This window comes from Bacillus sp. ABR (assembly GCF_056172715.1).
The window spans coordinates 406,065-420,255 of sequence record NZ_JAOYSL010000002.1; the positions used below are offsets into that span (position 1 = coordinate 406,065).

Annotated in this window: 14 protein-coding genes; all 14 read right to left on the reverse strand. The window is 41.2% G+C overall.

What is annotated here, in order from left to right:
• Positions 1-117 precede the first annotated feature (117 nt).
• The gene (gene dnaG / locus OIT90_RS07485; RefSeq protein WP_024423015.1) at positions 118-1,947 is read right to left on the reverse strand and encodes a DNA primase; all 1,830 of its coding nucleotides are present in this window, start codon (positions 1,945-1,947) and stop codon (positions 118-120) included.
• 33 nt (positions 1,948-1,980) lie between these two features.
• Entirely contained in the window at positions 1,981-2,481 is a 501-nt protein-coding gene (locus OIT90_RS07490) for a YaiI/YqxD family protein (RefSeq protein ID WP_269773153.1), read from the reverse strand.
• Positions 2,482-2,742: 261 nt separating this feature from the next.
• Positions 2,743-3,564, reverse strand: coding sequence for a pyruvate, water dikinase regulatory protein (locus OIT90_RS07495; protein ID WP_008342399.1), 822 nt, complete (start codon positions 3,562-3,564; stop codon positions 2,743-2,745).
• Positions 3,565-3,589: 25 nt separating this feature from the next.
• Positions 3,590-4,228 (reverse strand): transcriptional regulator CcpN, encoded by a 639-nt coding sequence (gene ccpN / locus OIT90_RS07500; protein ID WP_039180035.1) that lies wholly within the window; start codon positions 4,226-4,228, stop codon positions 3,590-3,592.
• A gap of 167 nt (positions 4,229-4,395) precedes the next feature.
• Positions 4,396-6,441 carry a glycine--tRNA ligase subunit beta gene (gene glyS / locus OIT90_RS07505; RefSeq protein WP_144491401.1) on the reverse strand — a complete coding sequence of 682 codons (2,046 nt, stop codon included), beginning with the start codon at positions 6,439-6,441 and terminating at the stop codon, positions 4,396-4,398.
• Positions 6,434-7,321, reverse strand: a complete 888-nt coding sequence (glyQ, locus tag OIT90_RS07510; protein ID WP_012010611.1) for a glycine--tRNA ligase subunit alpha — start codon at positions 7,319-7,321, stop codon at positions 6,434-6,436. The genes glyS and glyQ overlap by 8 nt, the downstream gene beginning before the upstream one ends.
• A gap of 330 nt (positions 7,322-7,651) precedes the next feature.
• Positions 7,652-8,422 (reverse strand): DNA repair protein RecO, encoded by a 771-nt coding sequence (gene recO / locus OIT90_RS07515; protein WP_039180043.1) that lies wholly within the window; start codon positions 8,420-8,422, stop codon positions 7,652-7,654.
• Between the two features lie 35 nt (positions 8,423-8,457).
• Positions 8,458-8,601, reverse strand: coding sequence for a YqzL family protein (locus OIT90_RS07520; protein ID WP_003217288.1), 144 nt, complete (start codon positions 8,599-8,601; stop codon positions 8,458-8,460).
• A 148-nt stretch (positions 8,602-8,749) separates the two neighbouring features.
• Positions 8,750-9,655: a GTPase Era gene (gene era / locus OIT90_RS07525; RefSeq protein WP_007501305.1), complete on the reverse strand. Its 906-nt coding sequence runs from the start codon at positions 9,653-9,655 to the stop codon at positions 8,750-8,752.
• A complete protein-coding gene (locus OIT90_RS07530; RefSeq protein ID WP_008356263.1) occupies positions 9,648-10,046 on the reverse strand; it encodes a cytidine deaminase in 399 nt (132 codons plus the stop codon). The genes era and OIT90_RS07530 overlap by 8 nt, the downstream gene beginning before the upstream one ends.
• A gap of 113 nt (positions 10,047-10,159) precedes the next feature.
• The gene (locus OIT90_RS07535; protein ID WP_024423020.1) at positions 10,160-10,546 is read right to left on the reverse strand and encodes a diacylglycerol kinase family protein; all 387 of its coding nucleotides are present in this window, start codon (positions 10,544-10,546) and stop codon (positions 10,160-10,162) included.
• Entirely contained in the window at positions 10,524-11,003 is a 480-nt protein-coding gene (gene ybeY, locus OIT90_RS07540) for an rRNA maturation RNase YbeY (protein WP_024423021.1), read from the reverse strand. Before ybeY ends, OIT90_RS07535 begins: the two co-directional genes overlap by 23 nt.
• Positions 11,004-13,115: an HD family phosphohydrolase gene (locus tag OIT90_RS07545; protein WP_474892499.1), complete on the reverse strand. Its 2,112-nt coding sequence runs from the start codon at positions 13,113-13,115 to the stop codon at positions 11,004-11,006.
• Between the two features lie 114 nt (positions 13,116-13,229).
• Complete coding sequence (locus tag OIT90_RS07550) at positions 13,230-14,189, reverse strand: PhoH family protein (RefSeq protein WP_024423023.1); 960 nt, start codon at positions 14,187-14,189, stop codon at positions 13,230-13,232.
• Positions 14,190-14,191: the final 2 nt, after the last annotated feature.

Sequence of the window (14,191 nt, forward strand, 5' to 3'; positions counted from 1 at the left end):
AGACGAAGCAAATAGGAATAAAATAAATAATGATGAAGGCAAGATGCTTGCGGTCTTATGCTCCTCCCGTAAAGGATTCATTGCCAGCCGTAAGTCCTGTCATTAATAATAGACGTATTACTTCAGCGAACGGTTCAACTGAATAATTTCTTTTGCAAGTGTTGCCGCTTTGAAGAAATCTTTTTGCCTCTCCGCTTCTGCACGTTCTAGTTCTTTTTCCTTTATCATTGACAAATTCCGATGATTCAACACTTTTTTTACATAATCACTTAATTCAGCTTCACTTAGTTCGTCTCCGACTTGAATCATCAATATATCCGTCAACAGCTGATTCATGACATCATCTTCTATCCGATTCATCAGATGCTGCGGCGTTGGTTCTTTGCCTTCTTCATACAAGGCATAAATGTACGTTGCCAGCGCCCTGTGCGAATCTATATTAAATTCAATCCCGATTCTGTCAAGTACTTTGCGGATCACGTCATCGCTTTTTAACATATGAGCAAGCAGCATTCGCTCTGCATTTTCATATGCCGGCCGCAGACGCTTTCTTCTCACTTGTGTTGACAGATGTGCACGCCGTTTTTCAAGCCCGTTTTCTTCCTGTGTGCTTTTGGTTTCTTGCCGCTGCTGCTTTTCAAACAGCTCCAGTTGTTCTTTTAATGAATCAAGTGAGATCGAAAACTCCCCAGCAAGCTGTTTCATGTAAATCTCTTGCTCCAAAGAGCCGTTTAACCGGCTGATTTCTCGGAGAACCTGCTTCATATAAGTAAGACGGTCTCCTTCGTCTGATAAGTTTTTTCCTCTTCGGAAAAAATTCATCTTAAACGTCATTAATGTCACACTTGCATCTATGATGTCATTCCTAAATTTCTCGCCGCCATATTTACGAATGTAATCATCTGGATCAAGTCCATCTGGTATCATGGCAACGCGAACTTTACATCCTCTTTTTCCAAGCAAATCTGACGCTTTCATGGTCGCTTCGTATCCGGCCGTATCAGAGTCATAGCAAAGGATGATCTCTTCTACGTTCCGCCTGAGAAGCTTTACGTGCTCTTCTGTAAGAGACGTACCCATTGTTGCAACACTTTCACCGACACCTGATGTAACAGCTGAGATGACGTCTGCAAATCCTTCAAAAAGAACTGCCCGTTCGCGTTTGCGAATATGCATACGTGCGTCATGAAAGTGATAAAGCAGCTTACTTTTATGAAAAAGCGGCGTTTCAGGACTATTCATATATTTAGGCTGCTGATCACCAAGCGATCTTCCGGAAAAAGCGATGACCGTTCCATGATGATCATGAATGGGAAACATGACACGATCTCTAAAGCGGTCAAAAAAGCCTGTGCCGTTTTCACGTTGAATCAAAAGACCAGCCTTCTCCATCATCACAGGATCAAATCCTCGTTTTTCTAAAAACTTGGTCACGAAATCCCAAGAATCAAGAGCATACCCGATCTCAAACTTGGCAATTGTTTCATCCGTAAAGCCTCTGGACCGTAAATAATCGAGTGCGTTTTGACCTTCCTTTGTATTTACCAGCAAATGGTGGTAAAATTTCTTAAGAAGCTCATGGGCCTCAATCATTTTATGATCTGCTGTGTCCTCTTGCTGAGAGGAACTCATCTGAGCATTCGCCACCTGATCAGGCAGATCAATATGGTACTTATCAGCCACATGTGAAACGGCTTCAATAAATGAGTAGCCTTCCATTTGTCTGAGGAACGAAAACACATTGCCTCCTGCACCACAGCCAAAACAATGGAAGATTTGCTTATCTGCTGAAACAGAGAATGAAGGAGTATTTTCACCATGGAATGGACAAAGACCGAAGTAATTTCGACCCTGCTTTCTAAGCTGTACGTATTCTCCAATCACTTCGACAATGTCTGCGTTTTTTTGGATCTGCTCCAAAAGTTCATCTGGTATACGTTTGCTCATCCTAATAACACTCCGTCGTACATTATTCGCCTTTTAATTTAAAAATCCTTCATGATTCGACAGGATTTTTTGTAGTTGCGCCATAAATCGCTTCTTATCCTCTTCTAAAAGCTTTTTGGGACCTTTTCCGTATACACCTTTTCTTCGCTGTTGGCTGGAAACATGCCTGCGTTCCAAATCAAAATCAATTGTTTCGTTTGTGTACATTCGTCCTCTTTCAGACAGAACAATGACCTGTCTCGGAAGCAGTAAGGAGGCAAGACCAATATCTTGGGTGACGACAATATCATGCGCGGCAGCTGAGTTGGCAATGACTAAGTCCGCTGCTTCCTTATGTGTATCTACAAACCGCCAATCTTCAAGTGGAGATCTTTTGGTTTGAAAATGCTCATATGAAGCAATGAATGTCACTGGTACTTTAAATTGAGATGCGACAGAAAGGATTTCGTCTTTTACAGGACAAGCATCTGCATCGACATAAATCGTCCTCTCTTTTTTACGTTCATTCAGGTGACTAATTCTCCATCCCTCCACCTTATTCCTGCTTTAGAGAAGCAAAAAGACCATACTTTTCCCCCATAAAGCAATCAACAGTAAAACTCATTTTGTCGAAAAGTTATGTTCAGAATCACTTGACTTCTGCCAATATTAGTTTATTCGTTCTTGACTTAACTTAAACCTAAAATCAATCATTTTATCACAATTTTTTATTATAATACAAATGCAGCAAATATGCTATTGTTTTTGTTTACCCGTTTCCCCCCATAGGAAAAACCCAGGAGGAGCATCCTGAGTTTATTCGGAACCTCTTTTGGTCAGCATTTGATGAATGACATTTGCCGTTTCCTCAACTGCTTTATTCGATACATCAACGACTTGACAGTTAATGCGGTCAACCACTTTTTCAAAATACTCTAGTTCCTCTTTAATCCGCTCAATGTTCGCATAAATAGCGCGATCATTTAAACCAAGAGATTTTAAACGCTCTTTGCGAATATGATTTAGTTTGTCTGGACTAATTTTCAAACCGATACATTTCTTCGGATCAACTGAAAATAACTCTTCTGGCGGATCAACTTCAGGTACAATTGGTACGTTCGCTACCTTCAGCCGTTTATGCGCCAAATATTGAGATAATGGTGTCTTAGACGTGCGTGATACACCAATGAGCACAATATCAGCCTTTAGAATACCTCTTGGGTCTCTGCCGTCATCGTATTTCACAGCGAACTCGATGGCTTCTACCTTTTTAAAATAGTCCTCATCTAATTGACGTACACGACCCGGCTCATGTTTCGCTTCATTTCCATAGGCCGTCTCCATTTTATCAATGAGTGGACCGATGATGTCATAATAAACAACACCATTTGCTTCTGCTTCCTCGATTAAGAATTGGCGCATTTCTGGCACAACAAGAGTAAAGCAGACGATCCCATTATCTGCTTTCGCCAGTGAAATGACTTCTTTAATCGTACCAACATCCTCTACATACGGGATTCTTCTAATATTTGAATGGTCTGATGAGCCGCCATCAAATTGGCTAAGTGCCGCTTTGACCACGAGCTCTGCCGTTTCTCCTACTGAATCTGATACCACAAAAATTACGCGATTACTCATAACATCCCCTCGCAGTCTTCTGTCATTAGATTATTTCGTTCTCCGATAAGCTGACAAGTATTTTCGTCATGTTTGTTTTCGTGATTCTTCCGACTACTTCAAAGCCTTTTTCCGTATCTTTTATCACAGGAAGTGCATCTATTTGCTTTTCAATCAAGTGCTTCGCCACATCCATAATGAAATCTTCTTTGCGGCAAACGGTGATGTTCGGCATTCTTGTCATAATAATATGGACAGGGATAGATGGAAGCTCCTGTTTCCCTATACTTGCGCGAAGGAGGTCTTTTCTTGATAACACCCCTGTTAAAATAGAGTGATCATCCACAACGAATAATGTGCCCACATCCTCTAAAAACATCGTACAAATCGCATCATAAACCGAAACATTCTCATGTATCACCACTGGAATGGATTGAAAGTCTTTCACTTGAAGTTTTTTCAGCTTATCTGCGAGAAGCTGCGTGCCTGTTTTTCCTGTGAAAAAGTAGCCGACCCTTGGTCTTGCTTCTAAAAAGCCTGACATTGTTAAAATGGCTAAATCCGGTCTGAGGGTCGCCCTTGTTAAGTTCAGCCGATCGGCGATATGCTCTCCAGTGATCGGACCATTCTCTTTGACAATCTGTAAAATCTGCTCTTGCCGTTTATTTAACTCGATTGTACTCACCACCTTTAAATAGAGAGAGCGAAATCTTTATTTTATGTATATCATTTTCATAACTCATCATATTATAGCGCATCTTTGTCCGAATGAAACAAAAATCCACTCAAAAACCGTGAATTAAATGAGTAAAAAACGATTGCCCTTCGGAAAAGGCAACCGTTCTTAGGTATTTATTTTACAATTAAATTGTTCATATTCGCAAATGATTGAATCACTTTGGCCAGTTTGACCATCTGTGCCAAACGATTTCGCTTCAGTTTTTCATCATCCGCATGAACCATTGTGTGATCGAAATAATGAACGATTGGTGTTTTTAACGTATCCAGCGCCTCAAGTGCCAAGCTGTATTGTCCTGCTGCTACATGTTCCTTGACAGCTTTCTCTACTTGCTGATACGCCTCAAACAGCTTTTGCTCATGTTCATTTTCAAACAGTTCAGGCTGAATCTCTGCGTCTTCGCCTTTTTTACTGATTGAAATGACACGTCCCAATGCTTCAGCCGTTTCTTTGAAGCTTTCTTGTTTTACACTCTCTTCAAGAACAGCTGCTTTTTTGACGACTGCATATGGCTCAATATTTTCAACATCCAGCACTGCATCAACAACATCATGGCGGATATGCTCTGCTTGAAGAACATATTTTAAACGATGCGTTAAAAATTCAATTAGAGCAGCTTCATGTTCTGTCTTTACTTGAGCAAGTGCTAACAGCTCTTTAAATGAAATATTCCAATGACGGTCGAGCAGGATTTGAACGATACCACTCGCTTGTCTTCTAAGTCCATAAGGATCTTGAGAACCTGTAGGGATCACATCGATTGAGAAGAATGAACAAATAGAGTCGAGCTTATCTGCTACGGCCACAATCGCACCAATCAAAGTAGACGGCGCCTCATCACCAGCAAAGCGCGGCATATAATGCTCGTTAATGCTTCTTGCCACTTCTTCATGTTCACCAAGAGCTCTTGCATATTTCTCACCCATGATTCCTTGTAATTCAGGGAATTCATAGACCATTTGAGTCACAAGGTCAAACTTCGAAATACTTGCTGCTCTAGCCACGCGTTTTGTTGTTTCGTCATCTGCTCCGACATGCGCCGCTAGACGGGTTGCAATGTCTGTCACTCTCTTCAGCTTGTCGCCGATTGTTCCAAGTTTCTCATGGAATACCACTTTATCAAGCTTTTTAATATTGTCTTCAATCACTAGTTTTTCGTCTTCTTTATAGAAGAATGCAGCATCTGATAAACGTGCGCGAAGTACTTTTTCGTTCCCTCTTGCGACATTTTCCAGCGCCTCACTGTTTCCATTTCTGACTGTAATAAAATGCGGCAATAATTCTCCTTGCTCATTTTTCACAGGGAAGTAGCGTTGATGCTCTTTCATTGTTGTCACCAATACTTCTTCCGGCAATGCAAGAAACTCCTCTTCAAAGGAACCAGACAGCACAGTTGGATATTCTACAAGATCGTTCACTTCTTCTAGAAGTTCAGGATCAACAGGAATGACCCAGCCTTTTTCTGAAGATAGCGCATTTAGCTGTTCAGTAATTAATTGTTTTCTTTTATCTGAGTCTGCAATCACAAATTGATCGCGCAAAGTTTGTTCATAAGAAGCAGGTGAGTCAATGCTGGCTGTCGTACCAAGGAAACGATGTCCTCTTGTTTCACGGCCGCTTTTCACCCCGGCAATTTCAACAGGTACAATCTCTTGTCCAAATAAACAAACAATCCATTTAATCGGACGGATATAGCGTAAATCTTCGCTTCCCCATCTCATGTTCTTTGGAAAGCTTAATGAAGCAGCGATCTCACCTAACGCTGGGAGAAGGTCTTTGACTTGCTTCCCTTCTTGAAACTTTTGGACATGGACATAATCCACTCCTTTGATCTCTTTGAAATAGAGATCATCTGTTGAAGCACCTTGGCCCCGGGCGAAGCCTTCAGCAGCTTTTGTCCAATTGCCTTCAGCATCTTGGGCAATCTTTTTAGCTGGACCTTTTGCTTCTTCTTTGATGTCTTCTTGTTTTTCTGCAACACCTTTCACAAGTACAGCAAGACGTCTTGGTGAGTTGAATAAAGCAGTCTCTTCGAATGAAATATTTTGCGTTTCAAACCATGCTTTTACTTTCTCACCTAGCTGTTTTGTGCTTTCTGGCATGAAACGAGCCGGCATCTCTTCTAAGCCGATTTCAAGTAATACATCTTGTTTATTCATGAGAAGCCGCCTCCTCTTTTAGCATAGGGAATCCCAATTTTTCGCGTTCTTCATAATAGGTTTTGGCTACTTTTCTTGCTAACTGACGCACTCTTCCGATATAACCAGTCCGCTCAGTCACAGAAATAGCGCCCTTTGCATCGAGCAGGTTAAACGTATGAGAGCATTTGAGGACATAATCGTATGCCGGGTGAACAAGTCCTTTGTCCATTTGACTGTGTGCTTCTTTCTCATAGGTTGTAAATAGCTCGAACAGCATGTCAGTATTAGATGTTTCAAATGTATAAACAGAGTGCTCATATTCAGCCATTAAGAATAAATCTCTGACCGTAAATCCGTCTGTCCATTCAAGATCGAAGACATTTTCTTTGTCCTGGATGTAAGAAGCAAGACGTTCAATACCGTATGTGATTTCAACAGAAACAGGCTTACATTCTAATCCGCCGACTTGTTGGAAATACGTGAATTGCGTAATTTCCATCCCATCAAGCCATACTTCCCAGCCAAGTCCTGCACAGCCAAGAGATGGATTTTCCCAGTTATCTTCCACAAAACGAATATCATGTTTCAGCGGGTCAATGCCAAGTGCTTTCAATGATTCAAGATATAGTTCTTGAATATTGTCAGGTGATGGCTTAATGATCACTTGAAATTGATGATGCTGATACAATCTATTTGGGTTTTCTCCATATCTGCCATCAGCTGGGCGTCTTGAAGGCTCTACATATGCTACCTTCCATGGCTCTGGGCCGATGCTTCTGAGGAACGTGTATGGACTCATCGTTCCGGCACCTTTTTCTGTGTCATAAGCCTGCATTAATACGCAGCCTTCATTTGACCAATGCTTTTGCAGCGTCAAAATCATGTCTTGAATATTCAATGATCGCACCTCCATCTTTTCTACACCAACCGCTATGTATGGCGGGTGGGATTAGAACCTTGTAAGAGAACACAAAAACTCCCGTCTCTATGCTCGCAAGGTTCTTTGCAAACATAGGGACGAGAGTTTTTCCCGCGGTTCCACCCTATTTGCTGGTGTCGTAGCATCCAGCCGCTTTGTTTTACGCTGCTCAAGAATGCCTTTCGTTACGCCTCCATCCTTAGCTCACACCGCCCTAAGGTCGCTTTTTATGGATTTTACGTAAGTACTTCTTTCTGTCAATGCAACATATTTTATCTTAGATGATCTTACAAAAAGTCATGGGAGATGTCAACTTTTGTTTTCGTCACCCATTAGCTTTTTCATGGATTCCATCTGATTCATGAATTTTTTTGATTTTAAATAGAGGCCGGAATATTCGTCATAGTAGTGATCAAGCACTTGACGAATTTCTTGTTTCGTCTGAGGCTTCACATCAACCTGACCAAGCCTTGATAAATCAAAATAATGAAACAAACGGAGCAGCCTTGCAGCTGCGGGGGATAAGGGCAGTTTATATGGATCTTTCGAAAAACAATTTTGACAAATAAAGCCGTTATCTCTTATCGAGAAATGGAACTGCCCTTCTTTTTGACCACAGTGAACACATTGATCAAGTTCAGGCTTCATCCCCATCACTGATAACATTTTAACCTCTACGATAAATAAAATAATATCAGCATCTGTGCCTTCGTTGAGATGACGCAGAGATTGAAGTAGAAGCTCAAACAAATAAGGGTTTGGCTTTTTTTCATCTGTCCCTTTATCAATCAATTCCGTCATATATGCGGCATATGCGGTCAGAAATAAGTCTTCCCGAATGGCCCGCATACTTTCAATCATTTCGCCTTGCTGGAGCGTTCCAAGTCCTGTTGATGATTGGATAAGAAAGGTGCCGTATAAAAACGGCTGACTTATGGCTGACAGGCGGCTGTTTGATTTTTTTGCGCCTCTTGCCATCACGCCAATTTTCCCATGTTCTCTAGTGAGCAGCGTGACAATTTTGTTTGTTTCGCCATAATCTGTTGTTCTAAGGACGATTCCTTCACTTTTAATGAGCATTTGTCTACACTCCGAGCGCTGGAGGGGGTCAAGAATTATAAAATTGGAAAATCAAATCGTGCTATTTCTTCTTCAAGTACATCGGGTCTTTCCAGGTTCTCCTTTTCTAACTCTTTGAAAAGCAGATACGTGTCAACGCTTCCTGTTTGTGAAAATACGTTCCATGTAAAATTCAACATAAAAACCCCACCTTTCTTTATTAGAAGCAGCAACGCTACATCCAACATATTAATTTTATCTTGACCAGGCTACCTCCATTTCATGATAAACAATTTTTACTAATCGAACCGCACCATTGTCAGATTTACTGACAAATGCAGCGATTTTTTAATATTCGTCTTCTCTAAATCCGAAGTCACGAAGGTGAGTGGATTTATTACGCCAGTCCTTCTGAACTTTGACCCAAAGCTCTAAATACACTTTTGAGCCTAGAAGTGCTTCAATATCTCTGCGCGCTTTTTGTCCCACTTCTTTTAACAAGCTGCCTCGTTTACCAATGACGATCCCTTTTTGCGAATCACGTTCTACGACAATGGTTGCCGCGACATGGATCTTGCCATTTTCATCTGGCTTAATCGATTCAATCGCAACCGCAATACTGTGCGGAATCTCTTCTCTCGTTAAATGCAGCACTTTTTCACGAATTAATTCAGAAATAATAAACCGTTCTGGATGATCTGTTACTTGATCTGCCGGATAAAATTGAGGGCCCTCTGGAAGATAACCTTCAATCTGCTGAAGAAGCGTGTCGATATTGTTTCCTTCAAGAGCTGAAATTGGCACAATTTCCTTGAATGGATAACGTGTACGGTATTCATCAATTAAAAGAAACAGTTCATCTGGATGAATTTGGTCAATTTTATTCACGACAAGGAACACCGGTGTAGATGTTTGCTTTAGTCGTTCAATGATGAATTCATCACCTTTGCCATAGCCTTCCTGTGCGTTGATCATAAATAAGATCAGGTCGACTTCCTTCAGTGTATTTTGAGCCACCCTCATCATAAAATCACCAAGCTTATGCTTAGGTTTATGAATCCCCGGTGTATCGATAAAGATCGTTTGTGATGTGTTCGTTGTCAGGACACCTTGCACTTTGTTTCGCGTCGTTTGGGGCTTATCGCTCATGATGGCGATCTTTTGTCCAATAACACGATTAAGAAAGGTTGATTTCCCTACATTTGGTCTTCCAATAATTGATACAAATCCTGATTTGAAGCTTTCGTTAGTCATTTAAATCCTCCGGTGAAAATGCTCCTGGCAATAGTTCGTTTACTGTTGTTTCGTATATATGTCCTTTTAAGTTCGTTAGAATCACTGGCATGTCAGGTGCACATAGCTCTGAAATGACCTGTCTGCATGCGCCGCACGGCGAAACAGGACGGTCTGTATCAGCCACCACTGCTAACATTTGAAAAGATGTAATGCCTTCTGAATAGGCTTTAAAAAGTGCTGTTCTTTCCGCACAATTACACATACCATATGCTGCATTTTCAATGTTGCAGCCGCCATACACTTTTCCATCATTCGACAGTAACGCTGCACCGACTTTGAATTTAGAATAGGGTACATATGCAAAATCTCTTGCTTTGATTGCTTCTGAAATCAACTCTTGTTTGTTCATTCCTAGTTCCCACTTTCAGAAGAAATGGTACCACTGTCACATTTATATTTTACATAATTCACGTGACATTTTCACGCCCATTTCTAAAAATGTTAATAAATAGTAATATTGTTCTATTGCATGATCTTCGGTAAGAAGATGATCAACCCAATCATAACCGAAATTGCGGCGTAAACGCAAACAGCGCCTGCCGCAGCGTCCTTCGCTCTCTCTGCAAGCGGGTGTCTTTCTTCTGTCATCAGATCCACTGTATGTTCAATGGCTGTATTGACAAGTTCAAGCGCAAACATCCCCCCGCATAGAAGAAGAACGATCAGCCATTCAAATGGGTCAATGCGGAACCAAAAGCCGCAGATCACCACGATGATGGCTGCGACTGTGTGAAATCGAAAATTCCGTTCATTCAAGAAAGTTCGCCATATTCCTCTAAATGCATAGTAAAAACTCCGAAAAAAACGAGCGAGCGGCCTTCTTTTCTTACGATGATCTCGAAAGGCCATAATCATCCAAGATTTTTGTCTGTTTGGCGAACATTTCTTTTTCATCTTCCTCTGTCATATGATCATACCCGAGCAAATGAAGGAAGCCATGAATCGTTAAGAATCCAAGCTCTCTCATAAAGGAATGTCCATATTCCTCCGCCTGCTCTTTCGTTCGATCTACACTAATGATAATGTCACCAAGTACAGGCGGGATATCATCCGCTCCAATGATTTCAATCTCCCCTTCTCCTTCTTCCTCAAGTGCAAAGGAGATCACATCCGTTGGCGCGTCTTTTCCGCGGTATTCTTTATTGATTTGATGAATCTCTTCATTCGAAACGATCGTCACTGATACTTCCGCTTGATCCTTGACCTCAAGTTCGTCTGCAGCAAACTGAAGAAGCTTTTCCACTTCTTCAAGCTGCTCTTTTGATACTTGTCCTGTTTCATCTATTAAATCGATTAACAATGTCATTTACTTCACCTTCTGCTTCGGGGCATCTGGATATTCAATCCGAGAATGGAAAATCCCCTTTAATGTTGTACAAATTGTTTGGCTGATAATATTTAATTCTTTAAATGTCAGGTCACATTCACTAAATTGCCCGTCCTGCATTTTATCCGAAATAATGCCTTTGACAAGCTTTTCAATCCGCTCTGGATTTGGATTATGCATGGAACGAACCGCCGCTTCAACGCTGTCAGCCACAGAAATAATCGCTGCTTCTTTTGATTGCGGCTTTGGACCAGGGTAACGGAATTCTTCTTCTGTCACCTGATCATCACGCTCTTTTGCCTTATAGTAAAAGAACTTTAAAAGAGACTTTCCGTGATGCTGTTCTGCAATGTCGACAAGCTCTTCAGGAAACTTCTTTTCTCTCAGCATATCAGCGCCATCTGTCGTATGGGCAATAATAATATTTTTACTCAGCTGAGGAGAAAGCTTGTCATGCGGATTATCAATGTTCATTTGGTTTTCGATAAAGTACTGCGGTCTTTTCGTTTTCCCAATGTCATGATAATAAGCGCCGACCCTTGCTAAAAGACCGTTTGCACCGACTGCTTCACATGCAGCATCCGCTAAATTCGCCACCATGACACTATGATGATATGTACCTGGTGTCTCGGTTAAAATCTTTTTGAGCAGCGGATGATTTGGGTTAGATAATTCGATCAGCTTCATTGTGGAAAGAATGCCAAACATGCTCTCAAAAACAGGCATTAACCCAATGACCAAGATAGATGATGCAAACCCTGACACAATCGCCATCATGAGGTTCACACCGATTTCAAGCCCTGATGGTGAAGAGTTTTGGATCAGTGTAATGGATAAAACCACAAGTACATTCACCAGCGCCACCAAAAGCCCCGCCTGCAATATTTTTGATCTTGCATTATGTTTTCTTAAAAATAAAATACCTGCCATCCCGCTCATCAGATAATAGGCGCAGATCACATAGTTAAAGACGCCGGTTACTCCTTGATTAAACATCATACTGCCGCAAAGAGCAAATACAAGACCGGAGAAGATTGCTAACCGCTCATTAATGAGCAGTTTGATCAACATCGTGCCAAGTGCCACTGGCACAACATAGCCTATCGTTGTATATTTCGTTTCCTGGAAGAGACTGAACACTTCCATGATCATTAAAATAATCGTAAAAATAAGCGAATAGAGCAGTAATGACTTATTCTTATGGACAAGCGACTTTTTTCTCGATTCAAGGGAATGAATAATCGTTGCTAAGAACAGGCCAATTAATATGAAAAGACCACTTACAGGCTTAAATAAATTTGAGCTGTTTAATAGACCCGTGAGTTCTAATTTGCGATAAACTTCCCGGTCGATGAGCTCTCCTTCTTCAACTAAGATTTGCCCTTGCTTAATTTGCACTGGCTGAATATTGTCAGCCGCTTCCTGTCTTTTCTTCTCTGTTGCCACTGGGTCAAATACATAGTTTGGGATGATCGCAAATTCACCGATTTCTTTCGCTGCATTTAAGTATTTTGATGGAATCGAATTATTTTCAAGCTCTGTTTTGACTTGTTTTTTCTCATCTTGTAATTTCGCTGCTGTGATTTCTTTACTCATCAGTGAATTCACCACTGTGATGATGGAATCTTTAGTAAATGAGAGATTCTCATCACTTGCCTGAAGCAGTGCTTTGATGGATTGATCCGAAACAGCTTCCTGCATATCTGTTGTGAGCTTTTCTTTGACACGCTTGACCATTTCTTGATCTGATGGCGCTTTCTCTTTATCATCAGCTGCTTTCTTCTCTTCTTTAATGGCTTCAAAGAGGGATGAGATGAGGTCTACACGATTATCAGAATACGCTTTTTTGAGCGTATATTGATCTTCCACTTGATCTGTTGCTTCTTGTTTCTTTTCTTCTGTCGCTTCTTGATCATCAACGGTTGACGGAGAATAGATGGTCTGTTCGCTCACAGAAAATAAATCTAAGTCGAGCGATTCAGGCTTTACATGGAAGAAGAGCACCACGAATAAAATGGCTGCTAAAGCAGCGTACAGCAAAACATTTAAATAACGTGAGCGCTCCATTTTCTGAGGTTCTTTTTTAGACAGCAGTCTTTTGCGCTTACTGCCTTTTTGATTCTTTCTCAAGGAAAGTACCTCCTTTTTTACTTTAAACCACGATCGAAACAAAATGACCCGATGAAGACGATCGGGTCACTCAGTTCATTTTTGCTTTTCGTATGCGCCAATGATCTTCGCCACAAGCGGGTGTCTGACCACATCTGTCTGGTCTAATTCAATAAATGAGATGCCCTTGATCTCTGCAAGCATGTCCTTTGCAGCCGCAAGACCTGATTGCATGCCCTTTGGCAGATCAATCTGTGTAATATCTCCTGTAATGACCATTTTAGAACCAAAGCCAAGTCTCGTCAAAAACATTTTCATTTGGGCAGGTGTTGTATTCTGCGCTTCATCTAAAATAACAAATGCATCATCAAGCGTCCGGCCTCTCATATAGGCAAGGGGTGCTATTTCAATCACGCCGCGCTCGATTAAACGTTCCGTATGATCACTGCCAAGCACATCATGCAAGGCATCATATAGTGGTCTTAAATAAGGATCTACTTTTTCCTTTAGATCGCCTGGTAAAAAGCCAAGACTCTCTCCTGCTTCAACAGCTGGTCTTGTCAGGATAATCCGTTTCACATGTCCATTTTTCAATGAATGTACCGCATTGACGACTGCCAAATACGTCTTCCCTGTACCAGCTGGTCCAATCCCAAAGACCAGGTCATCTTTTTTCATCGCCGCAGCATATTCCCGCTGGCCGATTGTTTTCACCCTGATCGACTTTCCTTTGGCATTTTTCGTAATTTCATCTTCATACATATTCTCAAAATAATTCAGCTTGTTTTTTTGCGCCATTTTAATGGCATAGACGACATCCCGTTCAGATATCTCGATTCCTTTACGGATGAGATGTAAAAGAGATGTGATCAAACGGCTTACTGTATCTCTTGATGCTTCCTCACCAGAAACATACACTTTTTCTCCACGCGTAATAATGGAGACGTTCAGCTCGTTTTCCATTAGTTTCAGATAAGCATCTTGATTGCCAAATAAAGCAATCGCTTCGTTTGGACTATCCAATTTTTGTTGAATCTCAAGTAAATGTTCTGTCATTC